Below are 26,869 nucleotides of genomic sequence, written 5' to 3'. Positions count from 1 at the left end.
ATCTATTTGCGAAGCTGCGCCTCGATCTCGTCGAGCACCTTGTCCTTGCCGATGCCGGTAAGGAAAGCGAGGCCCTTGATGACCGGCTTGGTCACCGAAGCCGAGATCGGCGTGGTGGCGACGATGAAGTCGACGCTGTCGGCCAGCCCCGGCACCTCGGTCGCCTTGGCCTGCTGCGCGTTGAAGGTGAGGCCGCGCTTCTTCATCGCCTCGGTGACGGCGACATTGACGGCCGTCGACGTGGCGACGCCCGTGCCGCAGGCAAAGAGAATTGTTTTCTGTCTGGACATGTCTTGCTTCTCCCTGATTGTCAGCCGAGCACGGCGCGCACGTCGTCGAGCGTCCTCGCCGATCTAAGGCCGTCCAACGCATCCGGATTCTGGATGGTGGCCATGACGGACTGCAGCGCTTCAATCTGCTTGTCCTTGTCGTTGATGGCAAGCAGGAAGACGAAGCCGACCGGCAGCTTCTCGTCGGGGTCTTCCATGTTGGCGAAGGTCACCGGTTTGACCAGCGTGCCCATCGCGATGCCCGGCTTCAGCACATGTTCTGGATCCGTGTGCGGCACCGCGACATTGTCGGCGCGCTCCAGCGGCAATCCCGTCGGAATGGTCATTTCGCGGCGCACGACGGCGTCTGCGTAGGTGCTCCTGACATAGCCAAGCTTTTCCAGCCGACCGGCCAGAATGCGGATGATCTCCTCATTGGTCGAGGCGTCGGATCCGAGCACGATCGCTTCCGGATCCAGAAGCTGCATGAGGCCGTCAGACATATTCTACTCCGTTATAAAAATCGTGCGCCCCGGAGGGCGCACGATCAATTCGAATTAAAGGCGCGATGCGCTTCAGGCAGTGCCTTCCGCGGGTTCATCCTCAGCGCCCGCCGCCCGCTCCCAGCCGAGCGTGTTGCGGCGGTAGAGAACGAACAGGACGGCGATCACCACCGCGATGACGATGATGCCGGCGAGCCCGAGCCCCTGGATCGCTTCGATGATCACATAGGGAACCCACAGGAAGCCGTCGACCACCGAGGTGATCTGCAGCGCATCCGCCGGCAGTTTGAAGCCCGACGCGACAGCGGCGCTGGTGAACAGCGGCGCCAGCGCATTGGCGACGTAGAAGCCGATGGCCAGCGTCACCGTGCCGATCACCACCATGCGGAAGACGTTGCCCTTCACCAGCGGCGCGGTCATGGCGACGATGAAGGGAATGACCGCCAGGTCGGCGAACAGGATCACGCGGTTGCCGGGCAGGATGACCGACAGCACGATCGCGATCGGCACCAGGATCAGCGACGACGAGATCGCGGCGGGATGGCCGATCAGGATCGCCGAATCGAGGCCGACGAGAAGCTCGCGGTCGCCGGTGCGCTTGCGCACGAATTCCTGGGCGGCGTCGGAGACCGGAAGCAGGCCTTCCATCAGGATCTTCACCATGCGCGGCAGGAGCAGCATGACGGCAGCCAGCGTCATGCCGGTGCCGAGCACCTTGGCCAGCACCACGCCGAGATCGCCGGCATTGTAGAAGGCGATCGCGCCGAGCACGAGGCCGATGATGAGGCCGAGCACGACAGGCTCACCGAACACGCCGAAGCGGCGCTCGATGGTTTCGGTGTTGATGTTGATGCGGTTGATGCCGGGAATGCGGTCCATGATCCAGTTGAGGATGATGGCGATCGGCAGGATCTGCGCTGAGGCCAGGTGCGGCACCGAGATGCCGGGCACGCCGTAGAACTGCTGCACCGCGCGTGCCGACCAGTCGGCGAAGAGCAGCGACAGCGCCGCCACCAGGGCCGCGATGGCGATGCCGTAGGCCAGATTGTCGGTGGCAGCCACGACGAGCGAGCCGACGAAGGCGAAGTGCCAGAAATTCCACACGTCGACATTGAGCGTGCGCGTCATGCGCGTCAGGAGCAGCACGATGTTGACCAGGATACCGACCGGGATGACCCATAGTCCGACCGACGAACCGAAGGCGATCGCGGCAGCCGACGGCCAGCCGACATCGATGATGTCGCGGTGGATGCCGGTGTTGGTGACGATCGCCTTGGCCACGTCGCCGATCGACGTGAACATCAGGCCAAGCACGAGATTGATACCGATGAAGGCGACGCCGATGGTCACCGCGGCGCGAAACGCCTTGCTGACCTTGGCGCCCAGAACCACGGCAATGATGAAAATGACAATCGGCAGCAGGACTGTCGCGCCGAGCGTGTCGATGGCCCCTTTCAGGCCAGCGAGAATAGTATCCATTGTTCCTCCCCCGGAGCCCGAGCCCGCGGCTCGCGATACTCCATGATCTCAATCCAAGGCCTTTGCGGCCACCTCGGTGCAAAGGCAGTCCCCAATTTGCCAGCTATGCATGCCCGCCGATTCCGTCACCCCGGTGAACATTTGCCTTTGTTGACAAACGAATGTTTTATTGAGGCTGTTCACGGCAATGTCAATTGGCAACTCTTTGGGCCAAATGCCTGGGGCGAAGCCTGTTTTTCAGGCAATTTTCGTTGGAAATCATCGCAGTCGCGCGGTTTCGTTGGTACAGGCGGCCGCTCCCTGCTAATTCGGCCGCAAATCAAGAAGCTGTGGACATCCCCGCATGACCAATGTCGCCCTGACCGGGCTTGCCCGCGATCTTGCCAGCCGCGCCGCCGAGGGGCGCCCGGTGCGCATCGGTGTCATCGGCTCCGGCGAGATGGGCACCGATCTCGTCACGCAGGGTATGCTGATGCCCGGCATCTCGGTCTGCGCCGTGTCGACACGGCGCCCGCACACCGCACGTGACGCCATCCGCATCGCCTATGGCGACGAGGCGATGGCGGTTGAAGCCGACAGCGCCTCGAAAGTCACCGGCGCGATCGAGGCCGGAAAGATAGCCATTACCTCCAACGAGATGCTGGTCACCAATCCGCTGATCGACGTCGTCATCGACGCCACGGGAAAACCGGGTGTCGCCGCCGACTTCGATCTGAAGGCCATGGAGCATGGCAAGCATCTGGTGATGATGAATGTCGAGGCCGATGTCACCATCGGCTGCTACCTCAAGCAGCAGGCCGACCGGCTTGGCGTCGTCTATTCGGTCGGCGCCGGCGACGAGCCGTCGAGCTGCATGGAACTGATCGAGTTCGCATCCGCACTCGGGCTGACCATCGTCTCGGCCGGCAAGGGCAAGAACAACCCGCTCAATCGCGATGCCGTGCCCGACGACTATCGCGAGGAAGCCATCCGCCGCAACATGAACCCGCGCATGCTGGTCGAGTTCGTCGACGGCTCCAAGACCATGGTCGAGATGTGCGCTATCGCCAATGCCACCGGCCTGGTGCCCGACGTTCCGGGCATGCATGGCCCGAAGGCCGATCGCGACGACCTGGCGAAGGTGCTGATCCCACGCGCGGACGGCGGGCTGCTGTTGAAGAAGGGCGTCGTCGACTACACCATCGGCAAGGGCGTCGCGCCCGGTGTCTTCGTCATCGTCGAGGCCACGCATCCGCGCATCATCGAACGCATGGACGATCTGCATATCGGCCACGGTCCTTACTACAGCCTGTTCCGGCCCTATCACCTGACGTCGCTGGAAGTGCCGTTGACGGCCGCCCGCATCATGCTGTCCGGCATGCCCGACATGGTGCCGCTGCCGCGCCCCGTTGCCGAAGTCTGCGCCGTGGCCAAGCGCGATCTCGCCGCCGGCGAGACCTTCGATGCGATCGGCGAGACCTGCTACCGCTCCTGGACCATGACCGTCGGCGACGCCCGCGCCCAGCGCGCCGTGCCGGTCGGTCTGCTCGAGGGCGGCAAGGTGCTGAACCCGGTCAGGAAAGGCGAATTGCTGACCGCCGACAATGCCGCGCCGGACCCGACCACGAGGCTGTTTGCACTGCGCCGGCTGCAGGACGAGATGCTGTATGCAAAGTAGGCCTTGGTGGCGTTGTCATGACAAAGGGACTATATTGTAGTGACAATGTCGCCGAGGAGTGGCCAATGAACCTCCAGATCAGGGACCCGCGTGCGCGCGAATTGGCACGACGGCTCGCCGCCAAGCGCAAGATTTCCATGACCGAGGCGGTTATCGAAGCGCTTGAATCCGAACTGAAGCGAGAGAGCGGACGCGTTCCTCTGGCAGAGCGGCTCGCTGCCATCGCCGGTGATTTAAAGGCCAAAGCCGGCCAGGGCGGCCGATCTGTTGGCAAGGATGAGATCGACGACATGTGGGGACATTCCTGATGTTCGTCGACACCTCTGTCGTTGTGGCAATTCTTTCGGAAGAAGGTGATGCCGGCGAATGGAGCAACCGCATCCAGACAGCACCACACAAGATTACGTCCGCGTTGGTTGTGCTCGAAGCAACGATGCGGCTCTCCACCATGCTTGCCGTCGAGCCGGTTGTCGTGGAATCGGCGATAGAGGCGTTTTTGCGCGAGGCCGAAATCGAGATCGTCCCGATCGACGGCAGCGACGCCAAACTCGCGATCCGGGCGTTTTCAGACTACGGAAAGGGACGTGGGCATCCCGCGCAGCTCAACCTTGCCGATTGCCTGTCCTATGCCTGCGCAAAGAACCATGGCTCAGTCTTGCTCTACAAAGGCAACGACTTTTCGCACACGGATCTCGCTTAGCGGGGTTTCTCTCTATTTCCCCAGTTCGATCGACCGCAGCCGGGCCGCTTCCACGGCCTGTGTCAGCAGATTGGTCAGCCGCTCCTCGCCCATCAGCACGCCAAGCGCCGCCGCCGTCGTTCCGTTCGGGCTGGTCACCTGCTGGCGCAGCACGCCTGGGTCTTCCCCGCTCTCGGCGGCGAGCGAAGCGGCGCCATAGACCGTCTGCATGGCGAGCAGTCTGGCGGTGGCCTTTGGCAATCCTGCCTTCTCGGCGGCCACGGTCAGCGCCTCGATGAAATGGAAGATGTAGGCGGGGCCTGATCCCGACACGGCGGTCACCGCATCCATCAGGCTCTCGTCGTCGATGGTGGCGACTTCGCCGCTGGCCGACAAAAGGTCGGCGACGAAACGCTTGGTATCGTCGGAGACAAGCCTGTTGGAAAACACCACCATCATGCCCTTGCCGATAGCCGCCGGCGTATTGGGCATGCAGCGCACGACGGGTGCGCGGTTGCCAAGAATTTCCTCGAAGGTGGCGGCGGGCGTACCGGCGGCGATGCTGACGAAGGTCGTGCGGCCATCGCCGAAGCGCTTGTAGGCGGCGGTGACGTCGCGGATGACCTGGGGTTTCACCGCGATGAAAACGAGGCCGGGAACGGCATCGGCCGGGATCGCTCCCGCTTCCGCCGCCGTCGCGCAGCCCAGCGCCGCCGCGCGGTTGCGCAGATCGGCATTGGGCTCGACCACGAAGACCGCCGATGGCGCGAGTTTGCCGGATTTCAGCCAGCCCGAGAGCATGGCGTAACCCATATTGCCGCAGCCGGCGAGAACAAGCCTGATCGTCATTGAGAGCCCTCCGAGGAAAGGCTCTGACATAGACGCTGGCGGATCGGTGGGGAAGCCCTCTCAGGATTGGCGGATGGGCGCGCGCACCGCGATCGGCCGCAGCGACACCTGTCTCAGGCCTAGAACGCCGAGCACGAAGAACAGCCACACCGGGTCGCCACGATGGAAGAAGAAGCTTTCCAGGAAGGCGTTGAGCGCGGTGAACAGCACCACCATCATGAAGAAGTCGCCGAGGAAGATGTTTTCCCTGCGCAGCGGAATGCGCATGTAGTCGCGCAAGGGCGCGATGAGGAAAGTGTAGACCGCCACGCAAAGCGCGGGAATGCCCATCAGCACGGCGATGTCGAGATAGCCGTCATGGCCGTGCACGATCGTCCGGATGTCCCAGGGCCGATCGAAGGGCTGATCCTGGTTGAGCAGCAGCGGCGTGCCCCAGAAGCTCTCATAGCCGTAGCCTGTCCATGGCTTCTTCGCCAGCATCGAGCCGGCGAACTCCCATAGTGTCGTTCGCCCTGTGTAGGTCATGTCAGGAAAATAGATCGCCGCCAGATGCTTGACCGGCGGCAGGAAGACGATGCCCAGCGTGCCGACCGCCGTGGCGATGATTGCCAGCGCGAACAGGATCGGTGTGCCGAGCCGCATGCCCATCAGGCTCGGGAACATCACGATCAGGATCGAGAACGGCACCAGGCCGGCAGTGGTCTTGGAGCCTGTGTGCAGCATGAAGATCATCGCCGCGCAGAAGATCCCCACGCCCCACCAGCGCTGCCCGCGCCGGAAGAGATAGAGGCCGGCGAAGCTGAAGCAGGCCATGATCGGGCGGGCGATGTTCTTGTGGGTGAACACGCCGCGCCACAGGCCGGCATGTTCGGGTTCCTGCGAGTCGGCCGTGTGCAGGGCTTCGTGCGGAAAGACGATCAGGCCGACATAGGACAGGCCCATCACCACGACCGCGGTGAAGATGATGACTTTCGAGAAGGATTCGGCATCGCGCGGCAGCGCCAGGATCGTCGCCATGGTCAGGATGCCGATCATGGTGAAGGACGCGGCGCGCATGGCCGACGGCGGATCGGTCGCCAGCACCACCGACAGGAAGAAGAAGCCCAGCATCAGCATCCAGGACGGGCTGAGCAGCGAGCGCACGACGCGCGGATCGGCGAAGGCCATCAGCGAGAAGATCGAAATGGCGCCGAGTGAGCCGAAGCCGAGCTGGTTGACGATGTCGCCGCCTTCGCCGGTGAGCTCCGCACCGGCCGGCTGGAACGGACGGAAGGACACCATGATGACGGTGAACAGCAGCGCCGCGATCGCCGTCGCCACGCCGTCACGCGTGAACGCGGCGCTGAGCGGAGCGCGCTCAGTTTTTCTCAGGCTGGCGGTATTGCTCATTGGCATATCCGAATTCGGCCAGCACCCGGCCAAGCGCGACATGGACGGGATAGATGGCGATCGCCGGCGATCCTGTCCGCGCCAGCCGCATCAGCCCGCGAAACGGCGATGCGGCGAGCAGCGCCAGGCTCTTGGCGAACACCTTGGCGCCGGCCAGCGGCGTGCCGGCGCGCTTCTTCTTCTCGACCAGGGTCGAGATGACGCCGTTGCGCAAGGACCGGGCGCGGATCCAGTCGGCTTCGACGCGCCGGGCCGGCACGGCTTCACGCACTATGGCCTCGGCGCACCAGCCAAGCACGAAGCCACGCTGCGCCGACCGGCTGAGAAAGTCGGAATCGCCACCGCCCATGAAGTTGAACCTGAGATCGAGGAAGGGCGGCCCCATTGCGGTGAGCACGTTGTGCCCGACCAGAAGATTGCCGGAGGAATAGAGCGCCGGCACGCGCCCCGTCTGCCGGTAGGGCGGTGCGAAGACAGGATGGTCGGCCCATTTCGCTTGGGTGACGTCGGCAAAGACAGGCACTTGCGGGCCGCCGACGATATCGGCTTCGAGCGTCTCGGCGGCCATGCACATGCGTTCCAGCCAGTCAGGATCGGCGATCTCGTCGTCATCGATGACCAGCAGATGCCGGAAGTTCGGGAAGTGCAGGATCGCCGTCTGCCAGCCGGCATTGTAGGCGCTGCAATTGCCGCGCTCATGCGCGATGATGACCATGCCCTGCATCTCGCCGCGCTCGAACAGCGGCAGCGCCGCGCCGGCGCCCTCGCGCGCCTCGGCTTCGTTTTCCATGACGATGACGGCAAAGCGCCTGCCAGTCCGCTGCGCGCGCAAGGACGCCAGCGTTTCCAGCACCTGTTCGGGCCGCTTGAAGGTCGGCAAGGTGACGACCGCCTCGACGGTCTCCACGTCCAGCCGCGGAGATCGTCCCGCGATCGATACCAAACCGTCCGATGGCAAGGGGATCATCCGGGTGTCCAGCCACATGGTAAGTTGGAGTTCTGGTAGCATCACGGTGATAAGGTTTCGTTAATCACCTTGCACGGAGAAGCCTGCCAGGCATGGGCTTTCGGCCGTTGACCGTGCTCGTTTAATCAAGGGTTCACCGCGCTTTGCTACCGGCTACACCACTGGATTAGGTGAGATGCATCTGCTGTTCGCCACATCGATCGTGCCCGATGGCGCTCTCGCCTCGGGCTACGAGATCGCCAACGCGGCCATCATCGCCGCCTTGCGGCGTGCCGGCGCGCGCGTCACGGTCATCGGCTTCACCTGGCCCGGGAAAGTTGCCGCCGATCCGCAAAACACCATCGTGCTGGGCGAGATCGACGTGCGCACCGAAAGTGCCTCGCCGCTGCAAAAGCTCGCCTGGGCCGGCAAGGCAATGCTTTCGGGCCTTACTTTCGCGTCGGTCAAGTTGCGCGTGGTGTCCGATCAAGCCGTTGAGGCCGCGATCAAACAGGCCGGACCGTTCGATGGGTATGTCCTGAATTCCGTGCAGTTCGCCGGCGCCTTCGAAAAGCTTTTCGAGGACCGCCCGTCGATTTTTGTGGCCCATAATGTCGAGCATCTCTCGGCCCGGGAGAATGCGGCCGCCGCCGGCAGCCTCTTCCAGCGCTTCTTGTTCCGCCGCGAGGCAAGGCTGCTCAAGATCGTCGAAGAGCGTCTATGTCGGCGCGCTCGCTTCGTCTTCACACTGGCCGAGGAAGATCGTGCGGCGCTCGGTGTTGCCTCCGATGCGCGGTCGGTGGTGCTGCCGCTGGTGACCGGCGCCGTGGCGCCAATCTCCAAGGGTCCGCGCCTGATCGATTGCGACGCTGCACTGATCGGCACCTGGACCTGGCAGCCGAACCGCATCGGCCTCGACTGGTTCCTGGGCAAGGTGGTGCCGCATCTGCGTCCGGGTTTCCGCATCCGCATCGCCGGCCACATGCCTTCCGGTGTCACCTCCACGCATCCCGGTGTCGAGTTCGTCGGCCGTGTTCCAGATGCGGGGGCCTTCGTTCGCGGTGCCGCCGTCATCCCGCTGATAAGCACCGCAGGCAGCGGCGTGCAGCTGAAGACCATCGAGACCTTCGAGCTCGGCCTGCCTTCGGTGGCCACCAGCCATTCCTTGCGCGGGATAGATCATCGCCCCGCCAATTGCGTGGTCACCGACGATCCGGTCGCCTTCGCCAGGGCGCTCGAGGCGGCCGCCGCCGACATTCATGACGTCGATGGCGGCGCGTTCCGTCGCCGGCAGGTAAAGGCGCTCGATGCCGCCATCCGGCTCGGCCTCGAAAAGCTCGCGGCGGTCAGGCAGGAGGTGTTTGCATGAACATGCACACAGCCCGCGCCGCGTTCGGATTCGACAGCTTCAAGGCGATCCTGGGCATCCCGGTGCTCGCCATCCGCTGGAACGACGCGATCGCCCTGCTGAACCGGCTGATCGCCGAGAAACGCTTCACCAAGGTGAGTTTCCTTAACGCGCACAATGCAAACATCGCCTACACCGATCCGGTCTTCGCCGAGGCGCTTGACGACTTCCTCATCCTGCCGGACGGCATCGGCGTCGATCTCGCCGCCAAGCTTCTCTACGGCGCGCCGTTTCCCGACAATCTCAACGGCACCGATTTCGTGCCGGCCTTCCTGCAGGCCTCGAACAGGCCGCTGACTGTCGGCCTTCTCGGCGCAACCCGCGTCAATGCCGAGGCGGCGTCGGTCCAGCTGGCCGCCCTTGCCGTGCAGCACAATTTCGTCGTCATTCACGACGGCTATTTCTCGGCCGAACAGGAGCCGGAGATCATCGGCCGGATCGCTGCGTTGCGGCCCGACATGCTGCTGGTCGCCATGGGCGTGCCGCGTCAGGAGCTGTGGATCGCGCGCCATATCGATGAGCGCCACTGCACCTTGCCGGTCGCGGTCGGCGCACTGCTCGATTTCCTCAGCGGCTCGGTGCCGCGCGCGCCGCTGTGGATGCGCCGCCTGCGCCTGGAATGGCTATTCCGGCTGGCGGTCGAACCGGGCCGGCTCTGGCGCCGCTACGTGGTAGGCAATCCGATGTTTCTGTGGCGGGTCGTCAAGCAGAAATGGTCGGGCGATCGCGAGACTGTTGGAAACGCACCGGGAGAGTTCCGTTGAACAAGCGGTTCGTTCCAGAGCCTCTTGCCGGTTCGAGCCTGTTGCCGCGCACGCCGGCGGCGGCTGTGGTGACGGCCAGCTACGCACCGGATTTCGAGCGCTGCCACCTGTTGTGCGAAACGCTCGACCGGCATGTTTCAGGCGCCGCCCACCACTACATCCTTGTCGAACATCGCGATGTCGCGCTTTTCCGCCAGCTGGAGACCAGCCGTCGCACCGTCGTCGATGAGCGCGACCTGCTGCCGCGCTGGCTGCGCGCCGTCGACGATCCGCTCAGCCTGTTTCGCCGGCGCGTCTGGCTCAGCCTCAAGACACAACCATTGCGCGGCTGGCACGTGCAGCAGCTGCGCCGCATCGCCATCGCGGCGCATGCCGGGGAAGACGTGCTGGTGTTCTGCGATTCCGACGTAGCCTTCGTGAAGCCATTCGACTGCGGTGCCTTCTGGCGCGACGGCAGGACGAGGCTGTTCCGCCGCGATGGCGTGCTTGCCGATGACGGTCACGACGAGCACCGCGTCTGGTCGCGCAACGCCGGCGCGGCGCTGGGCATCGAGCCGTCCATGGGATCGGTCCACGATTATATCTCGACGCTGATTGCCTGGCGTCGGGACACGGTGCTGGCCATGTGCGGACGGATCGAGGCGGTACATGGCCGCGACTGGGTCGAGGTGATCGGCCGGGCGCGCCAGTTCTCCGAATGCATGATCTACGGCCGCTATGTCGACGATATCCTCGAAGGGGCTGGGCACTTCCACGGCGCGGAGGAATTCTGCCGCGTCCACTGGACGGGCGAGGCGCTGTCCGATGACGAATTCCGCCGCTTCGTCGCCGGCATGGCGCCCGAACAGGTGGCGATCGGCATGCAATCCTTCATCGGCACCGACATCGGCCGCATCCGCCGCCTGATCGGGCTCGATCGCGCCTGATCCCGGTCAGATCGCCTTTGCAGGCCGGCGCAGCGCCGAGTAGGTGAGCAGCATGGACGCGAGATAGAGCAGCAGGAAGACGATGTTGAGCGACAGCACCAGCGTCGAGGTGTCGGAAATCGTGGTCAGCACATAGGTCAGCAGCAGCGCCTTCAGCCCGGCGAGCAGGCCGAGATTGAGCGCCCTAACCAGCGTCTGACCGCGCGCGAAAAGCAGCTCGGCCTGGTATTCGACGAGGTTGCGCAGCCCCGGCACGCAGATCGCCAGTGCAACGAGGGGGGCGGCCTCAGAGACATTCTTGCCGAGCGCGTTGGGAAAGAAATGCAGCACCACGCCCAGCGTCATGAGGGCCAGTGTCGACACCGCGAACACACCGCCTTCGATGCCGGTCTTGACCGCCAGCCGCGAGAGAAGTTCCGGCGCTCGCATCATGCGTTGCACCAGCATCATGGAGAAGGCGCGGATCGGGATGGCGGTCAGGTCGACCAGCCGCATGATGATCGCATAGATGCCGGCCAAATGCGGTCCGCCGATGGCAAGCACCAGGAGCTTGTCGAACTCCATTTGCAGGTAGAACAGCACCTCGGCGCCCGCGACATAGAGGGAATCGGCGAGCCGCCGCAGGTAAAGCTCGGTGCGCAGCCGCAGCCGCTGGCGTGGATAGAACCAGCCGAAGGCAAGGAGCAGCGAGGCTGCGTTGGCGCCGATATAGTACCATGACCAGACCGCGACGCTGTGTTGCGCAGAGAACATGAACAGCCCCGCGCCGACGGCCCGCAACGCGGTCGCCAATATGGCGAGAAGTGCCGCCCGGCCGAATTTGCCGAGGCCGTTGTTGACGATCAGCGCCACCTCCACCGGCCGCCAGAGCAGCGCCTCGGCAAAGACGATCGCGGCGAAAACCGGCAATGGCACGGTGCTGGCGAAGAAGATGAGGTAGACCGCGTAGGAGGCAGCCGCCAGGAATGGCAGCGAGACGACGCCGAGCAGCAGGAAACCGGCGGTGAAGGTCCCGATCAGGTTGGGCCGGATGGTGGCGGTTCGGTAGAGCGCGGAGATGAAGCCGAAGGCGAGGATCCGCGACAGCATCACGCCCGCCGCCGAGGCGGTGGCGAACATGCCGAATTCGGCGATGGACAGCGTGTTGGCGAGAGCGATGAAATAGGCGAGCGAAAAGACGAGCCGGCCGCCGGCGCCGCTGATTGCTGAAAAATAGTCACGGACCAGCCCCCGTCGCTCGACCACGAAAGTGCCGATCCGGGCGAAAGTCCGCCTTTGCGGTATGCCGCGAGCCTCGCTCATGTGCCGGCAAGCCTTAGGCGTGAAAGCTTAACGTGCCGTTCTGGCCCTCGAAGCGGCGGAAATACCGGCTTTTGCGGTTATGAAAAGCTTACGCGCCCGCCGCCAAAATTAACCTTTTGTTTCCTATGCCTGTTTAGCTTGGCTTAACAAATGGCCGACCGCCGCTGCCTAGCGGCCCAGAGTGAAGCTCCAAGACAATGGTCGACAGGGAAAACCGTGAGGACTGGAGGCGCGAGCGTTCCTTGCTGGCGCTCGGCCAGGCCATGCGCGGTGAGGATGAGCCATCGCTCGTCTCGATAGGGGACAGGGCAGACCCGTCATGGCGCGAGGATGCCGCCGCGCGCCACCGCCAGGCTCGCTCCATGCGCGAGGCGCGGGCGAACCCGGCGTCGGCGATCGGGACAGAACCGATGTCGCCGGGCGGCGAGCCGGAATCAGCCTCGCGGCAGGATGCCTGGCGCGAGCAGGCGCACGCCGATATCGACGATCCACCCCCGGTCGCGCGGCGTGAAAGCGTTGCTCGGGAAGAAGTCTCCGTCAGCGCCGGCTCCCGCGAAACGTCCGCATCGCACAGGGATAGCGAGCCAAGACCATCTGTCTCCGATCGCGGCGATGATCAGCAGTGGAAGCCATTGATCGATCCGATGCAGGTGGTGCGCGGTGTCGCCAGGTCGAAGCTGCTCATCATCACCACGACGCTGATCGGTGCCGGGCTCGGCATTGCCATCGCGTTGTCGACCCCGAAGAAATATGAAGCCACCGCCGAACTGATCGTCGACCCGCGCGACCTCAAGCTCACCGACCGCGACCTCACCCAGAACGTCGTCGCCTCCGACGCGACGCTCGCCATTGTCGAAAACCAGGTCCGGGTGCTGACGTCGGGGACCGTCCTCAACAAGGTCGTCGACAAGCTCAACCTGACCAATGATCCCGAATTCAACGGCCAGGGCACTGGAGGACTTGGCATCAGGTCGTTCATCCGCTCGATCCTGTCGCGCCAGGATGGCGCGGGCAGCGCCGACGAGGTTCGCCGGCGCGCGCTGGCGGTCGGTAATCTGGCTGAAAGCCTGTCGGTCGAGCGCGGCGGCAAGACTTTCGTCATCACCGTCAGCGCGACCACGCAGAACGGCGAGAAATCGGCCCTCATCGCCAACACGATGACCGATGTCTTCCTTCAGACCTTCGGCCAGATCCAGTCCGATACGGCCGGCCGGGCGAACGACGAACTGACGGCAAGGCTCGACGAACTGCGCAAGGGCGTCGAGGCGGCCGAACGCAAGGTCGAGGATTTCAGGGCTTCGCACGATCTCGTCGACGCGCAGGGGCATCTGATCAGCGACGACGAGATGCTGAAGCTCAACGAACAGCTGTCGGTTGCGCGTGCCCGTACATTGGAACTCAACGCAAGGGCGGCTTCGGCGCGGTCGCTGGACGTCAACTCGGTTCTATCCGGCACCTTGCCGGAGGAAATCAACTCCAACACGATGAGCGATCTGCGCTCGCAATATGCGACGCTCAAGCAGGAGGCGGACCGCGCCGCCATCCGGCTAGGACCGCGTCATCCCGAGCTTCAGGCACTCAACGCGCAGATTGCCGGCGCGCGCGAGCGCATCGCCGGTGAACTGCGCTGCATCGCCTCCTCGCTCCAGGTCGACCTGAAGCGCGCGGTCCAGCTCGAGCAGGACCTCTCCTCACGCCTGGCCCAGCTCAAGGTCCGCAGCGGCGACGTCAACAAAGACCTGGTGTCGATGCGCGAACTGGAGCGCGAGGCGGCGGCCAAGCGTTCCGTCTACGAGCAGTTCCTGCTGCGCGCCAAGGAGACCGGCGAGCAGAAAGACATCAACACCGCCAATATGAACGTGATCTCCAAGGCCTTCCCGCCGCTGGAGGCGAAGGGTCCGTCTCGGGTGATCATGGCGCTTGCCGGCCTGCTCCTGGGCCTTGCCTCCGGAATTGGCCTCGGCGCCATGCGCGGTGCCTATGAAAGCCTGCGCGAGACCGCCACATCGCGCTCGCGCCGCGAACGCAAAGCGCCGCTCGAGGACCAGGCATTCAGGGCCGCGCCTCCGCCTGCTCCGCCCCCGCCCGCTTCACCAATGCCGGTCGCGCCGGTGCCGCCTTCGCCACCTGCGCCATCGCCTGTAGAAGCCGAAGCGGCCCCGGCCGAGCGAACCGGAAGGTTCGCCGGGCTGATGGCCCGAATGTACGAAGCGCTGTGGCGCAGGCCGTCGATCGAGCCGGACGACGACATTTCCAGCGCCTTCGCCGCAAGCACCCATCCGGTGGATGCAGGCACTGCGTCCGATTTTCCGCAGGGATACGGCTTCACGCCTCGACCTGAGGTGCCGGAATATCCCCGCCCGCCTTTTCCGCCCGCCTTCGATGCCCGATATCAAGAACCGACCGGGCAGCCGTCACGGTCGCCCTTGATGCCGCTGCAGCCGATTTATCCGGCTCCGCTGCCCTATTCCCAGCCACAGCAGGCGGGATATCCCCAGACGCAGTCATGGCAGGCGCCACCGGCGCCGGCTTATCCGTATGCTCAGGCGCCCTATGCCGGGCATCTGTCATATCCATCGTCGCCAGTTCCGTCGCAGCCACCGGCCTATCCTGCACAACCGGTGGCGGAGCCCGCTCCCCACACCGAAGAAAGCGCCGAACAGGCGCCGATCGAGGAGATTCGCGCCAGCCTGCGCGAGTTTCGAGAAGCGGTCCGCGAGCTCACCGAGAGCCGCGCGCGACGCCGTTACTTCTGAGCCATCAAATACGCCGTCGAGGTCGAACAAAACCATCATGGTTTCGCGTAAACGGCATGGGACGGCGCTTTGACGGGATTGCGTGCTGGAATTTTCATGACAATGCCGCGCAGCATGTTGCCGGTGTCGCTGCATTGTTTTTGCCGGCAGCGGCGTAGAGCGAAAACGGTGTTGAGGGTGGTCCATGGCCGAAGTGATTGACGGAAAAAGCGTTGCCGAAGATGTGGTCCGGACGGTCAAGTCGCTGACATCAGAACTGGTCGCCAAGGGCAAGGCCAAGCCGGGTCTGGCCGTCGTCATCGTTGGCGAGGATCCCGCCAGCCAGGTCTATGTCGCCTCGAAGTCGCGGACCGCCAAGGAATGCGGCTTTCATTCGCTGCAGCACACGCTGCCGGCCGAGACGTCCGAGCAGGCCCTGCTGAAGATCATCGCCGAGCTCAACGCCGATCCGGCGATCAACGGCCTACTGGTGCAGCTTCCGTTGCCCGCCCATATCGATGCCGGCAAGATCATCCAGGCCATCGCACCGGAAAAGGACGTCGACGGCTTCCATTTCATCAATGTCGGCAAGCTCGGCACCGGTGAACTCGAGACCGCCTTCGTGCCTTGCACGCCGGCCGGCTCGATGCTTTTGATCGAGCGCGTGCGCGGCAAGTACCTGTCCGGTCTCAACGCGGTCGTTGTCGGCCGCTCCAATATCGTCGGCAAGCCGATGGCCAACCTCTTGCTTGCCGCCAACTGCACCGTCACCATCGCCCACAGCCGCACCAAGGATCTGCCGGCACTGGCGCGCACGGCGGACATCCTGGTCGCCGCCGTCGGCCGGCCGGAAATGATCAAGGGCGATTGGGTCAAGCCGGGCGCCACCGTCATCGATGTCGGCATCAACCGCATTCCCGCGCCCGAGAAAGGCGAGGGCAAGTCACGCCTGGTCGGTGACGTCGCCTATGCCGAAGCCGCCAAGGCTGCAGGCGCCATCACGCCGGTGCCCGGCGGCGTCGGGCCGATGACCATTGCCATGCTGATGGCCAATACGTTAGCTTCGGCCTACCTTGCGGCCGGGTTGAAACGGCCTTCCTTCTGAGCCCGGGTTGACCCTGAAAGCCGCAGCTTTGCCGAACACCTCTGTTTCTCCGGAACGGCCGGTCACCAATGATCCCGTTCAGGGCGGCCGGCAGTTTGCCTTCCTGCTGGTCGACAAGTTTTCCATGTTTTCGCTGGCCGCGGCGATCGACACGTTCCGGTCCGCGAATCGTCTTCTCGGCCGGGACTTCTATGGCTGGACCACCGTTTCGGCCGATGGCGACCCGGTGATGGCCTCCAACGGCCTGCCGCTCAAGATCGACTACAGCGTCGCCGACCTGCCAACCGTCGATATCCTGTTCGTATCGGTTGGTCTGACCACCGAATTCCCCGGCAAGAGCAAGGTTCTGGCGGCGCTGCGTAACTGGGGCCGGCGCGGCAATGCGCTTGGCGCGCTGTCGGTCGGGTCCTACCTGCTGGCCGAGGCCGGCCAGCTCGATGGCTATCGCTGCACCATCCACTGGGAAAACCGCGCCGGTTTCATGGAGCGTTTCCCCGATATCAACTGCACCGGCAATGTCTTCGAGATCGATCGCAAGCGCTACACCTGCGCCGGCGGCACCACATCGATCGATCTCATGCTGGAGATCGTGCGTGGCGACTTCGGCTCGAACCTCGCCAATGGCGTCGCCAACCAGTTCCAGCACGAGCGCATCCGCTCGGCCGGAGACCGGCAGCGCGTCGGACCTGAGCGTGACCTGACCGGCAAGTCGGAAAAGCTCAGGCGCATTGTCGAACTGATGGCCGACCATCTCGACGAGCCGCTCTCGGCGGTGCAGCTTGCCAAGTCGGCCGGTCTCTCTGTCCGCCAGGTGGAGCGCCTGTTCCTGCGCCACCTCAACGTCACGCCCGGCCGCTACTACATGCGGCTGCGGCTGGAGCGGGCGCGCGAATTGCTGCGCCAGACCAACATGCCGATCCTCGACGTGGCGATCGCGACCGGCTTCACCTCGCACTCCTATTTTGCCCAGAGCTACCGGCTGCAGTTCGGTCGCCCGCCGTCGGAAGAGCGCCGCACCACCTACTGACGGGGCTTCGAAGGCAGCCCATCCCCCCTTTTTCGCTGGGTTGTAAACAGCGACAGGCCAAGCAATGTTCACCGCCGGCATTAGCCGTCGGGTTGGCATCGCTCTGTTGTCGACGGCGATGCTAGCGCAGCCTGGTGTTGGAGGGCATCAGGCGAATGCGGGCAGATACGGGCGTTAGGGGACAAGTGGGACAGGCCTTGGCAAGCAAACGCGACCGCCGTCTTCGCGACTGGAAGGAAATCGCCGCGTTCTTCGGGCGTGACGAACGCACGGTGCGCCGTTGGGAACAACAGCGCGGGCTGCCGGTGCATCGGATTTCCGGCGGTGCCAGGAGCCTGGTGTTTGCCTATACGGACGAGCTCGAGGCGTGGTTGCGTGGCGGCGAGCCCGCGCAACAGGACGAGGCCGCCCCGCCGCCAGTGGAATTCATCCCAGCGCCACCGATTATGCCTGAGGCGGCCGCCGCGGCTCCAAAATCGTTCGGGTCGCGTCGGGTACTTGTTTTCGGTGCGATTGCCGTGCTGCTGGCCGCCCTGGCCGGCGCCGTTGTCACGCGCGACGTCGTCGCGCCGCCGCAACGTGTGATCTACCGGCCCGAGTCCCGGGTTCAGGACCTCTATCTCGATGCCGTCTATCATCTGGGTACAAGGCAGGCTGATGGCTTCACCCACGCGATCCAGTTGCTAACCGAGGCAACGACGCTCGACCCGCACTATGCCGATGCCTATGTCAAGCTTGCCGAGGCCTACAACACCATCAGCCAGTTCACGCTGATGCCGGCGAACGAGGCCTATCCGCGCGCCGTCGCGGCCGCCGAGCGGGCGATCGCGCTCGATCCCGACAATGCCGGCGCCTATGCTGCCCTTGCCTTCACCACTTTCTACTGGACGAAGGATTTTCCCAGATCGAGGGAGCTGTTCGAGCGCGCCATCCGTCTCGACCCGAACGCGGCGCAGACACACCATTGGTATGCCTTGACCCTGATGGTGTCGGGGGAGGTCGCCACGCCGTTGGCCGAGATCAGCAGGGCGCAGGAGCTCAATCCGGAATCGCGCGCCATCGTCGCCAACAAGGCTTTGATCCTGTTCTACGCCGGACGCGTCGACGACGCGGTGATGATCCTCCAGCAACTGGCCAAGGCCGAGCCGAACTTGCGGTCTCCGCCGGAGTATCTGGCCACCATCTATCTCGATCAGGGCCGCTTCACCGATTTCCTGCGCGAATACCGGCGCGCAGCCGAGATCGCCAACAACGGAGCCCGCCTTGCAATCGCCGACGCGGCCGAGAAAGGCCTGCGCGAAGCTGGAGGCGAAGGCCTGCTGTCGGCCATGTATGACGAGCAGATCCGCCAGTATGAAAGGAACCTGGAGCCGGCTTACAAGGTGGCCGGCACGGCGGCGATGCTGGGGCTTAAGGACGAGGCCATCCGCTACATCCAGGAAGCGGTACGGCGCAAGGAGGAGGACATGCTCGGTATCCGCATCGAGCCTCCGTTCAAGGCGTTGTGGTCCGACGCCCGCTATCGCGCCATCGTCGAGCAGCAGGGTTTCAGGCCTGCCGAGGTGCCCGGCGCCTGAGCGGGATCGCCACACGCTGGGCTTGTGTCCGGACGCAACGTCAAATAGCTTCCCGGTGCGGATTAGGGGGCTAACTCAGGAGATTTCGATGGCGGTACTGTCCCGGAGCATCGCTGCGGCGATCCTCCTGTTTTTCATGACGTCGGTCGGCTTTGCCGCCAATCGCGTCATCATCATTCTCGATGCTTCCGGCTCAATGTGGGCGCAGATCGACGGCAAGCCAAAGCTCGAAATCGCCCGTGAATCGCTCAGAACCGTCCTGCAGTCCGTGCCCGCCGATGACGAGGTCGGCTTCATGGCCTATGGCCATCGCGAAAAGGGCAGCTGCGAGGACATTCAGCTGATCGTGCCGCCGCAGCCAGGTTCGGCCAGCGCCATCACGGCAGCCGCCGACAGTTTGAAATTCCTCGGCAAGACGCCGCTGACGGCGGCCGTCAAACAGGCGGCCGAGGCGCTGAAATACACCGAGGACAAGGCGACTGTCGTCCTCATCACCGACGGGCTCGAGACCTGCGGCGGCGACCCCTGCGCGCTCGGCAAGGAACTGAAGGCCGCGGGCGTCGATTTCACCGCCGATGTCGTCGGCTTCGGCCTGACCGCCGATGAGGGCAAGCAGATATCTTGCCTTGCCGAGAATACCGGCGGTAAATACATCCAGGCTTCCGACGAGAAGGCCTTGCAGGAAGCGCTCGTGGAGACCGTGGCCGCACCGGCGCCGGCTCCCGCGCCTGCACCGGCCCCCGAACCGGCGCCGGCCCCGGCTCCCGCACCCAAGGCAGCCGAGGTCGACTACAATCTGATCCCGCAAGCCTTCCTGAAGGATGGCGGCGCGGCGCCGAAAACCGACGTCTATTATGAAATCTTCAAGGACGACGCCCAGGGAACGGGCGGCAAGAACGTCGATTACGGCTACAACGCCGTTAAGTTCCACCTTGCGGCCGGCAACTACATCGTCGTCGCCAGCAGCGGCGCGGCGAAGGCCGAGCAGAAGGTCTCGCTGACGGCCGAAAAAGCCACTGAGCTGGCGCTGAACCTCAACGCCGCGGAACTTTCCATTCACGCACGGCCGTCGCCGGGTGCCGATGTCGACCGCAATGCCCAGATCAGCATCGCCTATCCCGGCGGCACCTCCGATGCCAATTACGGTGAGGTCAAGTTCGTCGTCCCGGCCGGTGAGACCAAGGTCACCGTGAAGCTCGGGGCCGGCGAAGCGAGCGAGACCTTGCAGCTTGCGGCAGGCCAGGTCGTCGACAAGGACATGATCGTCGGCGTCGGCAAGGCGAAGGCCAACGCGTTCTATACCCAGGGCGGAGAAAAGGCCGAGACGGATGTGTCGTGGAAGGTCTACAAGGCCGCCAAGAAGATCGACGGCACTCGTGACCAGGTCACCTATGCCTATGGCGCCGACAGTCTGTTCGATCTGCCTCCGGGCGACTATGTGATGGGCGTCGATGTCCAGGCAGTGTCCACCGAACAGCCCTTCAGCGTGACGGTCGGCCAGATGACCGATGTCAACGTGACGCTGAACGCGGGTGTCCTGGCCGTCGATGCGCCAGGCGCCGACGGCTTCAAGATATTCGAGGCCAAGAAGAACATCCAGGGCGAGCGCAAGCAGGTGACCTACGCCTATGGTGAGAAGATGCAGACCACGCTGGCCGCAGGCGACTACGTGCTGGTGACCAATTTCACGACCGACAAGGCCGACAAGGAAACGCCCTTCACGGTCAAGGCCGGCGAGCGAAACGAGCTCAAAGTCGACTAACAACCGGCAGGAAAAACGAAAAAAGGGCGGCATAAGCCGCCCTTTTCATTTGGAGATCGGAAAGCTCAGGCTGTTCCGAAAGCGCTGGCGCCATGATCGGCACGGCCCACCAGTTGGCGCAGTCCCGCGAACAGCTCGCGGCCGAAGCCGAATTCGTTGCCGATGAGGTCGGCATCAGCGGTGCGACGCAACGCGAACTCGGCCGCCGGCACCAGCACTTCCAGCGTGCCGGCATCGGCGTCCAGCCGGATGATGTCGCCGTCATGGATCCTGGCGATCGGTCCTTCCTCGACCGCTTCCGGCGTCACATGGATCGCCGCCGGCACCTTGCCGGAGGCGCCCGACATGCGCCCGTCGGTGACCAGCGCCACGCGCTGGCCGCGATCCTGCAGGATGCCGAGCACGGTGGTCAGCTTGTGCAGTTCCGGCATGCCGTTGGCCTTGGGACCCTGGAAGCGGATGACGGCGATGAAGTCGCCGGTGAGCGTGCCGGCCTTGAAGGCGTCGTTCAGCCCCTGCTGGCTGTCGAACACTTTTGCCGGCGCTTCGATGATGCGCCGTTCCGGCTTGACGGCGGAGGTCTTGATGACGGCGTGGCCGAGATTGCCGGCCAGGACCTTCAGGCCGCCGGTCGGCTGGAACGCCTTCTTGAATGGCGCCAGCACCTTCTCGTCTCCGCTCGCGCGCGGGGAGGTTTCGCGCACGACGCCGCCGTCGGCGCCGAGCTTGGCCTCGACCGCATAGGAGCGCAGGCCTTCGCCCCACACCGTCTGGACGTCGTCGTGCAGGACGCCCTCGTCGAGCAGTTCGCGGATCAGGAAGCCGAGCCCGCCGGCGGCATGGAAATGGTTCACGTCGGCAAGGCCGTTCGGATAGACGCGCGCCAGCAATGGCACGGCTTCCGACAGGTCGGAAATGTCCTGCCAGGTCAGCGCTATGCCGGCCGCCGCCGCCATGGCGATGAGGTGGATGGTGTGGTTGGTCGAGCCGCCGGTGGCATGCAGGCCGACCACGCCATTGACGATCGAGCGCTCGTCGATCATGCGCCCGACCGGCGTATAGTCGTTGCCGAGCGCGGTAATCGCCAGCGCCCGCTTCGTCGCCTCGCGGGTCAAGGCGTCGCGCAGCGGCGTGCCGGGATTGACGAAAGACGCGCCCGGCGTGTGCAGGCCCATGATCTCCATCAGCATCTGGTTGGAATTCGCCGTACCGTAGAAGGTGCAGGTGCCCGGCCCGTGATAGGATCTGGACTCCGCCTCCAGGAGTTCGGCGCGGCCGACCTTGCCCTCGGCATAGAGCTGGCGGACCTTGGCCTTCTCGTCATTGGCGAGGCCCGTGGTCATCGGACCGGCCGGAATGAACACCGCCGGCAGATGGCCGAAAGTCAGTGCTGCGATCACCAGGCCGGGCACGATCTTGTCGCACACGCCGAGATAGACGGCGGCGTCGAACATGTTGTGCGACAGGCCGATGGCCGCCGCCATGGCGATGACATCGCGTGAAAACAGGGAAAGCTCCATGCCCGGCTGGCCTTGCGTAACGCCGTCGCACATGGCCGGCACGCCGCCGGCCACCTGGGCGATGCCGCCGGCTTCGCGTGCCGCCTCCTTGATCAGGGCAGGGTAGGTCTCGAACGGCTGATGCGCCGACAGCATGTCGTTGTAGGAGGTGATGATGCCGAGATTAGGCACCTTGTCGGCGCCGAGCGCCAGCTTCTCGGACGGGCTGCAGACGGCGAAGCCATGGGCGAGGTTGCCGCAACCCAGCACCGACCGATTGGCAACCTGGCTCGATGCGCCGGCGATGCGGCCGAGATAGGCCTCACGGCTTGCCTTCGAGCGCTGGCGGATGCGTTGCGTGATGGCTTCGATATCGCGTCTTGCGGTCATGGCATCAGGTCCTTTCAGGCGAGGTCCCGGAAACATCCTCCCGCCGTTTGCCGGGACCACTGTAAACTTGAAATCAGGGCGCCCAGAAAACCTCTACTGGCCTGGGTGCGGCGTCGAGCACGGCGCGGATCGGCTTTCGCGGCCCGGGCGCCACCGCGCCGTCAAAGGCCGTCCGCTTGTCCTCGCCTTCTATGTGCAGCGCGATGAAGCCGGCATCGATGATGCGCGCCAGCGACAGGGTCAGCCGCGGTTCGCCGGCGCTTGCCGCGTGAACCGGCAGGATGATCCTGTCCGAGGCCGGGTCGAGCAGCTTTGGCAGGTCGTCGGCGTCGGGAAAGAAGGAGGCGGTGTGGCCGTCCGGTCCCATGCCGAGGACCACGACGTCGAGCGGCCAGGGCAGCGATCGCAGCGCCGCGTCGTCGGATGCCGCCGCATCCTCGATCCCGCCGGCAGTCTCATGGTAGAGCGGCACGAAGCGCGCCGCCTTGGCCGCGTTCTGCAACAGATTGGCCGCCACCAGCCCGGCATTGGAGCGGGATGAGGAGGCCGGCACGAAACGTTCGTCGACCAGCGTTACGATCACCTTGTCCCAGGCGATGGGGAGCGCGGAGAGTGCGGCGAAGAACTTGGCCGGCGTGGTGCCGCCGGAGACGGCCAGCAATGCCGTGCCGCGCTCGGCGATCGCCTTGGTCAGGCGCTCGGCGACGCGGCCGGCCAGCGCCGCCGCCAGGGCGGGGCGGTCGACAAAGGCGTTCCAGTCGTAGCTGGCGCTGTTCAATTGCTCTCGTGCCATGTCCGTCCGTCGCGTTCGATCAGAGCTATCGAGGCCGAAGGCCCCCAGGTGCCTGCGGTATAGCCTTGCGCCTCCTGCTTGGCGGCCTCCCAGGCGTTCTGGATCGGGTCGATCCACTTCCATGCCGCCTCGACTTCGTCGCGGCGCATGAACAGCGTCTGGTTGCCGCGGATGACGTCCATGATCAGTCGCTCATAGGCGTCCGGCGCACGGCCGTCGAAGGACTGCGCGAAGCTCATGTCGAGCGAGATCTGGCGCAGCCGCATGCCGCCGGGGCCGGGATCCTTGATCATGATGAACTGCTTGACGCCTTCGTCGGGCTGCAGCCGGATGACCAACTGGTTGGCGAAGATCGGTCCGGCGCTGTCACCGAAGATCGAATGCGGGATCGGCTTGAACTCGATGACGATTTCCGAAACCCGGGTCGCGAGCCGCTTGCCGGTCCTGAGGTAGAAAGGGACACCGGCCCAGCGCCAGGTGCCGATCTCGGCCTTGATGGCGATGAAGGTCTCGGTGTTGCTGTCCTTGCCGAGCTCCTCGACATAGCCCTTCACCGGCCCGCCGGCCGACGCGCCGGCACGATATTGGCCGCGCACCGTGTGCTTGGGGGCCTCATTGCCGTTGATGCGCTTCAGCGCCCGCAGCACCTTCAGCTTTTCGTCCCGCACGGCGTCGGCGTCCATCGACGACGGCGCCTCCATGGCGACGAGGCAGAGCAACTGCAGCATGTGGTTCTGCACCATGTCGCGCAGCGCGCCGGCCTTGTCGTAATAGGTGACGCGGTCTTCCAGCCCAACGGTCTCGGCGACCGTGATCTGCACATGGTCGATATGGGCGGAATTCCACAGCGGCTCGTAGAGCGCATTGGCAAAGCGCAGCGCCATCAGGTTCTGCACCGTCTCCTTGCCCAGATAATGGTCGATGCGGAAGATCTGGCTTTCGTGGAAGTCGTCGCCGACCAGGTCGTTGAGCGCCTGCGCCGAGGCAAGGTCGCGGCCGATCGGCTTCTCCAGCACGATGCGCGAATTCGGCGTGATCAGATTGTGCTCTTTGAGCTTGTGCGAGATATCGCCGAACAAAGCCGGCGCCACGGCGAGGTAGAAGGCGCGGATGTTGGCGCTCTCGCCGATCGCCTTCTTGAGCTTGTCGAATCCGGCCCCGCTGGTCGCGTCGGCGGAGACATAGGAAAGCCGGGCGAGGAATGTCTTCAATTCCTTGGCGTCGATATCGGCCGGCTTGACGTGGTCCGAGATGGCCTGCTTGGCGAAGGCCTGGAATTCCTCGTCGCTCATCTTCGAGCGCGACGTGCCGATGATGCGCGTCGGTTCGGAGAATTGATGGTCGCGCTGGCGATAATAGAGCGACGGCAGGAGCTTGCGCTCCGACAGGTCGCCGGTGCCGCCGAAAATGATGAAGTCGAAAGGATCGACGGGGATGATCTGGCTGGTCATGGTCTGTCCGCTCTGACGCCGGTCGCGAGTACGCGGCTGATATATTCTAATCGATTTAAATTTTCCAGTGCCATGGTGTCACATCGAGGACCAATCTCTGGTCAAAGCTTGGGTCCACGCGCGCGCTTGACACTGTCGCTATCCGGAGGCTTGTCGGTGACAGAAGACCCCGGAAGCTCTCGCAGCCGCAGCATAGAACGCGAATGTGACGAAAGCTAAGGGAGAAAATCGGCATGCCATCCGTCATGGCATGTCAAAAGGCGGTTGACGATCCATTCGTGCGGCCGTGGACGAATTCGAGGAGCGGGAAAGCATGCGTCTGGAAAACAAGGTCGCCGTCATCACAGGTGCGGCATCCGGCTTTGGCGAAGGCATGGCCAGGCGCTTCGCCGAAGAGGGCGCGCGGGTGGTCGTCGCCGATCTCAACGCTAAGGGCGCCGAGCGCGTTGCCGAGGAAATCGGCGATGCGGCGATCTGGACCCAGACCGACGTTTCGCTGCGTTCCGAATTCGACGAGATGATCTATGCGGCCAAGAGCGCCTTCGGCCGCATCGACATCATGGTCAACAATGCCGGCTTCACCCATCGCAACGGCGACATGCTCAAGGTCGACGAGGAAACCTTCGACCTGATCACGGCCGTCAACATGAAGGCGATCTATCACGCCGCCCTTGCCGTCGTGCCGATCATGGACCGGCAGGGCGGCGGCGTCATCCTGACCACGGCATCGACCGCCGGCATCAGGCCTCGGCCCGGTCTGACCTGGTACAACGCCTCGAAGGGCTGGGCGATCACCGCCACCAAGTCGATGGCGGTGGAACTGGCGCCGAAGAACATCCGCGTCAACTGCCTTTGCCCTGTAGCCGGCGAGACCGGCATGCTGGAAAAATTCATGGGCGCCGACACGCCCGAAATCCGGGACCAATTCCGCGCCTCCATTCCGCTCGGCCGCCTGTCGGCGCCGCTTGATATCGCCAACGCGGCGCTTTGGCTGGCCTCGGATGAGGCTGCTTTCATCACCGGCGTGGCGCTGGAGGTCGATGGCGGACGTTGCATCTGAAGCGCCCGACATTGGAGGTTTTACCTAGAGCAATTCCAGGAAAAGTGTGTAACGGTTTTCCGTCAGGAATTGCGTAGAAACAAAGAGTTAGAGCGGTTCGGAGATTCCATCAAACGCTGAACCGCTCTAGCGAAAGTTACGCGCCGGGCTTGATATAGCTCTTGTAAATCCAGCCGGTCTTGCCGTTGTAGACGATCTGGCACCATTGCTTGCAGCTCACGACCTGCACCGAGGTCCTGGCGGGCACGGTGCCGATCGCCGCCGCCCCCTTCTTCGGTCCGCTGCGCATGGTCACAGCCCTGAGGATGCGCCCTGTGCCGGCTGCTGCCACCTTGTGGGATTTGGCCTTGGGCTTGCCGCCATCATCCTCTGCGGCGGCGGGCTGCTGGTCCGGCACTTGCGGCTGCACATCCGGGATGGCAGCGGTTTGTGCGCCATCGGGGTTGGTGCGGGCCGCCGCCGGAGCGGCAACCTTGGCAAGTTCGTCCGTCGCATCGGTATCGGCTGCCGGTTGCGCGAATGCGGCGGCGGCCGCGGGCTTGTCCTGTGCCTGCTCGGCCTGGGCAGTCTCCTGGCCGGGCGAGGCCGAGGCAGGGACCGGTTTTGCCTCTGATCCGGTCCAGCGGGGATCATTGGCGGCGAGCGCCGGGATCGCGACCTGAGCGACGGCCAGGGTTGGCGTGACCTTGGCGGACTTGCGCTCAACCTGCGATACCGCCGTGGCGGCTACCGTTGTCGTCCCTGAGGGGGGAATCTTCGTCGTCTTCACCGGAATGGTTGGAATGCTCTGTTCCGTGCTGGCGGCGGCGGCCTGGCGCTCATTGGTCGGCAATGCCAGCCAAAGCGCCACCCCGGCCACGCCGAGCAACGCGGCTGTACCGACGGCGGCAATCACCAGATGCGAGTTCGAACGCACTTCCTGCCAGAAGGACGGGCGCATGTCGTAACCGAACTGCATGGCAAAGCGCCGACGTTCCGGAGCACCGAAACTGAAGGGCTCTCTCACTCTAGCCACCTCCATAAGCGGGCCGATGTTCTTTCGATCGGTGCCGGAAGTCCGGCATGTGATCGGCATCGGTCCCGAAAATCAACGCGGGTGGGCCCGCTAACAAATCCCCGAACAATCGCCCAGATGCGGACCTTTCGCCCGCGATTGTGGCATCACTACGCCATTATAATGGATTCTGCGCCTTTACGGGCATTTTCGCAACGGATCGTCTGGGCAATAAATGTTACATGAATATTACAATATTACATCTGGCCGTGATCGCCTGACGGTATCGATACCGGCCGAAGCAC

23 protein-coding genes are annotated in these 26,869 nt (G+C 64.3%); 12 read left to right on the top strand and 11 right to left on the bottom strand.

Going from position 1 to position 26,869, the window contains the following annotated elements; translation table 11 throughout:
* Positions 1–2: 2 nt before the first annotated feature.
* The 3 genes from J0I79_RS09025 to J0I79_RS09015 all read right to left on the bottom strand — a co-directional run bounded on the left by J0I79_RS09025 (position 3) and on the right by J0I79_RS09015 (position 2,251).
* Positions 3–290 carry a PTS sugar transporter subunit IIB gene (locus tag J0I79_RS09025; protein ID WP_137929567.1) on the bottom strand — a complete coding sequence of 96 codons (288 nt, stop codon included), beginning with the start codon at positions 288–290 and terminating at the stop codon, positions 3–5.
* Positions 291–310: 20 nt separating this feature from the next.
* On the bottom strand, positions 311–772 hold the full coding sequence (locus J0I79_RS09020) for a PTS sugar transporter subunit IIA (protein ID WP_292856619.1): 462 nt from the start codon (positions 770–772) through the stop codon (positions 311–313).
* Between the two features lie 72 nt (positions 773–844).
* On the bottom strand, positions 845–2,251 hold the full coding sequence (locus J0I79_RS09015; protein WP_292856617.1) for a PTS transporter subunit IIC: 1,407 nt from the start codon (positions 2,249–2,251) through the stop codon (positions 845–847).
* Positions 2,252–2,594: 343 nt separating this feature from the next.
* Between J0I79_RS09015 and J0I79_RS09010 the strand changes: the two genes are divergently transcribed.
* The 3 genes from J0I79_RS09010 (at position 2,595) to J0I79_RS09000 (ending at position 4,608) form a co-directional block, all read left to right on the top strand.
* Entirely contained in the window at positions 2,595–3,908 is a 1,314-nt protein-coding gene (locus J0I79_RS09010) for an NAD(P)H-dependent oxidoreductase (protein WP_292856615.1), read from the top strand.
* Between the two features lie 65 nt (positions 3,909–3,973).
* Positions 3,974–4,216, top strand: coding sequence for a type II toxin-antitoxin system VapB family antitoxin (locus tag J0I79_RS09005; protein ID WP_292856613.1), 243 nt, complete (start codon positions 3,974–3,976; stop codon positions 4,214–4,216).
* The gene (locus J0I79_RS09000; protein ID WP_292856611.1) at positions 4,216–4,608 is read left to right on the top strand and encodes a type II toxin-antitoxin system VapC family toxin; all 393 of its coding nucleotides are present in this window, start codon (positions 4,216–4,218) and stop codon (positions 4,606–4,608) included. The genes J0I79_RS09005 and J0I79_RS09000 overlap by 1 nt, the downstream gene beginning before the upstream one ends.
* Before the next feature lie 12 nt (positions 4,609–4,620).
* Here the strand turns inward: J0I79_RS09000 and proC are convergent, their stop codons facing one another.
* From proC to J0I79_RS08985, 3 genes are read right to left on the bottom strand one after another with little or no spacing between them, the layout of a single operon-like run.
* Entirely contained in the window at positions 4,621–5,436 is an 816-nt protein-coding gene (proC, locus tag J0I79_RS08995; RefSeq protein ID WP_292856609.1) for a pyrroline-5-carboxylate reductase, read from the bottom strand.
* A gap of 60 nt (positions 5,437–5,496) precedes the next feature.
* Positions 5,497–6,825: an O-antigen ligase gene (locus J0I79_RS08990; RefSeq protein ID WP_292856607.1), complete on the bottom strand. Its 1,329-nt coding sequence runs from the start codon at positions 6,823–6,825 to the stop codon at positions 5,497–5,499.
* A complete protein-coding gene (locus tag J0I79_RS08985) occupies positions 6,794–7,792 on the bottom strand; it encodes a glycosyltransferase (protein WP_292856605.1) in 999 nt (332 codons plus the stop codon). Before J0I79_RS08985 ends, J0I79_RS08990 begins: the two co-directional genes overlap by 32 nt.
* Before the next feature lie 175 nt (positions 7,793–7,967).
* On the opposite strand from J0I79_RS08985, the gene J0I79_RS08980 reads away from it, so the two are divergent.
* Genes J0I79_RS08980 through J0I79_RS08970 form a run of 3 tightly spaced genes read left to right on the top strand, consistent with a single transcriptional unit; the run spans position 7,968 to position 10,869 of the window.
* Positions 7,968–9,140 carry a glycosyltransferase family 4 protein gene (locus J0I79_RS08980; RefSeq protein WP_292856603.1) on the top strand — a complete coding sequence of 391 codons (1,173 nt, stop codon included), beginning with the start codon at positions 7,968–7,970 and terminating at the stop codon, positions 9,138–9,140.
* Positions 9,137–9,943, top strand: coding sequence for a WecB/TagA/CpsF family glycosyltransferase (locus J0I79_RS08975; protein WP_292856601.1), 807 nt, complete (start codon positions 9,137–9,139; stop codon positions 9,941–9,943). Before J0I79_RS08980 ends, J0I79_RS08975 begins: the two co-directional genes overlap by 4 nt.
* Positions 9,940–10,869 (top strand): DUF6492 family protein, encoded by a 930-nt coding sequence (locus tag J0I79_RS08970; protein ID WP_292856599.1) that lies wholly within the window; start codon positions 9,940–9,942, stop codon positions 10,867–10,869. The genes J0I79_RS08975 and J0I79_RS08970 overlap by 4 nt, the downstream gene beginning before the upstream one ends.
* Positions 10,870–10,875: 6 nt before the next feature.
* On the opposite strand, the gene J0I79_RS08965 is transcribed toward J0I79_RS08970, so the two are convergent.
* Positions 10,876–12,171 carry a lipopolysaccharide biosynthesis protein gene (locus tag J0I79_RS08965; RefSeq protein WP_292856597.1) on the bottom strand — a complete coding sequence of 432 codons (1,296 nt, stop codon included), beginning with the start codon at positions 12,169–12,171 and terminating at the stop codon, positions 10,876–10,878.
* A 197-nt stretch (positions 12,172–12,368) separates the two neighbouring features.
* Here J0I79_RS08965 and J0I79_RS08960 point away from each other — a divergent pair, with 197 nt between their 5' ends.
* The 5 genes from J0I79_RS08960 to J0I79_RS08940 all read left to right on the top strand — a co-directional run bounded on the left by J0I79_RS08960 (position 12,369) and on the right by J0I79_RS08940 (position 20,377).
* Positions 12,369–14,927 carry a Wzz/FepE/Etk N-terminal domain-containing protein gene (locus J0I79_RS08960; RefSeq protein WP_292856595.1) on the top strand — a complete coding sequence of 853 codons (2,559 nt, stop codon included), beginning with the start codon at positions 12,369–12,371 and terminating at the stop codon, positions 14,925–14,927.
* Positions 14,928–15,111: 184 nt separating this feature from the next.
* Positions 15,112–16,011, top strand: coding sequence for a bifunctional methylenetetrahydrofolate dehydrogenase/methenyltetrahydrofolate cyclohydrolase FolD (gene folD, locus J0I79_RS08955; protein ID WP_292856593.1), 900 nt, complete (start codon positions 15,112–15,114; stop codon positions 16,009–16,011).
* 28 nt (positions 16,012–16,039) lie between these two features.
* Positions 16,040–17,038 carry a GlxA family transcriptional regulator gene (locus tag J0I79_RS08950; protein ID WP_292856656.1) on the top strand — a complete coding sequence of 333 codons (999 nt, stop codon included), beginning with the start codon at positions 16,040–16,042 and terminating at the stop codon, positions 17,036–17,038.
* A 197-nt stretch (positions 17,039–17,235) separates the two neighbouring features.
* On the top strand, positions 17,236–18,615 hold the full coding sequence (locus J0I79_RS08945) for a tetratricopeptide repeat protein (protein ID WP_292856591.1): 1,380 nt from the start codon (positions 17,236–17,238) through the stop codon (positions 18,613–18,615).
* A gap of 88 nt (positions 18,616–18,703) precedes the next feature.
* Positions 18,704–20,377: a VWA domain-containing protein gene (locus J0I79_RS08940; RefSeq protein WP_292856589.1), complete on the top strand. Its 1,674-nt coding sequence runs from the start codon at positions 18,704–18,706 to the stop codon at positions 20,375–20,377.
* A gap of 65 nt (positions 20,378–20,442) precedes the next feature.
* On the opposite strand, the gene edd is transcribed toward J0I79_RS08940, so the two are convergent.
* The 3 genes from edd to zwf form a co-directional block, all read right to left on the bottom strand.
* Positions 20,443–22,266 (bottom strand): phosphogluconate dehydratase, encoded by a 1,824-nt coding sequence (gene edd, locus J0I79_RS08935; protein WP_292856587.1) that lies wholly within the window; start codon positions 22,264–22,266, stop codon positions 20,443–20,445.
* A gap of 73 nt (positions 22,267–22,339) precedes the next feature.
* Positions 22,340–23,059 carry a 6-phosphogluconolactonase gene (gene pgl / locus J0I79_RS08930; protein WP_292856585.1) on the bottom strand — a complete coding sequence of 240 codons (720 nt, stop codon included), beginning with the start codon at positions 23,057–23,059 and terminating at the stop codon, positions 22,340–22,342.
* Positions 23,041–24,510, bottom strand: coding sequence for a glucose-6-phosphate dehydrogenase (zwf, locus tag J0I79_RS08925; RefSeq protein ID WP_292856583.1), 1,470 nt, complete (start codon positions 24,508–24,510; stop codon positions 23,041–23,043). Before zwf ends, pgl begins: the two co-directional genes overlap by 19 nt.
* 313 nt (positions 24,511–24,823) lie before the next feature.
* Here zwf and J0I79_RS08920 point away from each other — a divergent pair, with 313 nt between their 5' ends.
* On the top strand, positions 24,824–25,570 hold the full coding sequence (locus J0I79_RS08920) for an SDR family oxidoreductase (protein WP_292856582.1): 747 nt from the start codon (positions 24,824–24,826) through the stop codon (positions 25,568–25,570).
* Between the two features lie 136 nt (positions 25,571–25,706).
* Here the strand turns inward: J0I79_RS08920 and J0I79_RS08915 are convergent, their stop codons facing one another.
* Positions 25,707–26,576, bottom strand: a complete 870-nt coding sequence (locus J0I79_RS08915) for an SH3 domain-containing protein (protein WP_292856580.1) — start codon at positions 26,574–26,576, stop codon at positions 25,707–25,709.
* Positions 26,577–26,869 lie beyond the last annotated feature (293 nt).

This window comes from Mesorhizobium sp., assembly GCF_017306585.1.
Classification (GTDB): Bacteria; Pseudomonadota; Alphaproteobacteria; order Rhizobiales; family Rhizobiaceae; genus Mesorhizobium.
Note: the sequence above shows the minus strand (reverse complement) of the source record. Positions and strands in the feature narration are given on the sequence as shown.

Excerpts from the sequence above, each read along its gene's own strand:
- J0I79_RS09000 (WP_292856611.1), top strand. The coding sequence starts at position 4,216 with ATGTTCGTCGACACCTCTGTCGTTGTGGCAATTCTTTCGGAAGAAGGT.
- J0I79_RS09010 (WP_292856615.1), top strand. The coding sequence starts at position 2,595 with ATGACCAATGTCGCCCTGACCGGGCTTGCCCGCGATCTTGCCAGCCGC.
- J0I79_RS09015 (WP_292856617.1), bottom strand. The coding sequence starts at position 2,251 with ATGGATACTATTCTCGCTGGCCTGAAAGGGGCCATCGACACGCTCGGC.
- J0I79_RS09025 (WP_137929567.1), bottom strand. The coding sequence starts at position 290 with ATGTCCAGACAGAAAACAATTCTCTTTGCCTGCGGCACGGGCGTCGCC.
- J0I79_RS08975 (WP_292856601.1), top strand. The coding sequence starts at position 9,137 with ATGAACATGCACACAGCCCGCGCCGCGTTCGGATTCGACAGCTTCAAG.
- J0I79_RS08985 (WP_292856605.1), bottom strand. The coding sequence starts at position 7,792 with ATGATCCCCTTGCCATCGGACGGTTTGGTATCGATCGCGGGACGATCT.
- J0I79_RS09020 (WP_292856619.1), bottom strand. The coding sequence starts at position 772 with ATGTCTGACGGCCTCATGCAGCTTCTGGATCCGGAAGCGATCGTGCTC.
- proC (WP_292856609.1), bottom strand. The coding sequence starts at position 5,436 with ATGACGATCAGGCTTGTTCTCGCCGGCTGCGGCAATATGGGTTACGCC.
- J0I79_RS09005 (WP_292856613.1), top strand. The coding sequence starts at position 3,974 with ATGAACCTCCAGATCAGGGACCCGCGTGCGCGCGAATTGGCACGACGG.
- J0I79_RS08990 (WP_292856607.1), bottom strand. The coding sequence starts at position 6,825 with ATGAGCAATACCGCCAGCCTGAGAAAAACTGAGCGCGCTCCGCTCAGC.
- J0I79_RS08940 (WP_292856589.1), top strand. The coding sequence starts at position 18,704 with ATGGCGGTACTGTCCCGGAGCATCGCTGCGGCGATCCTCCTGTTTTTC.
- zwf (WP_292856583.1), bottom strand. The coding sequence starts at position 24,510 with ATGACCAGCCAGATCATCCCCGTCGATCCTTTCGACTTCATCATTTTC.
- edd (WP_292856587.1), bottom strand. The coding sequence starts at position 22,266 with ATGACCGCAAGACGCGATATCGAAGCCATCACGCAACGCATCCGCCAG.
- folD (WP_292856593.1), top strand. The coding sequence starts at position 15,112 with ATGGCCGAAGTGATTGACGGAAAAAGCGTTGCCGAAGATGTGGTCCGG.
- pgl (WP_292856585.1), bottom strand. The coding sequence starts at position 23,059 with ATGGCACGAGAGCAATTGAACAGCGCCAGCTACGACTGGAACGCCTTT.
- J0I79_RS08960 (WP_292856595.1), top strand. The coding sequence starts at position 12,369 with ATGGTCGACAGGGAAAACCGTGAGGACTGGAGGCGCGAGCGTTCCTTG.
- J0I79_RS08920 (WP_292856582.1), top strand. The coding sequence starts at position 24,824 with ATGCGTCTGGAAAACAAGGTCGCCGTCATCACAGGTGCGGCATCCGGC.
- J0I79_RS08965 (WP_292856597.1), bottom strand. The coding sequence starts at position 12,171 with ATGAGCGAGGCTCGCGGCATACCGCAAAGGCGGACTTTCGCCCGGATC.
- J0I79_RS08980 (WP_292856603.1), top strand. The coding sequence starts at position 7,968 with ATGCATCTGCTGTTCGCCACATCGATCGTGCCCGATGGCGCTCTCGCC.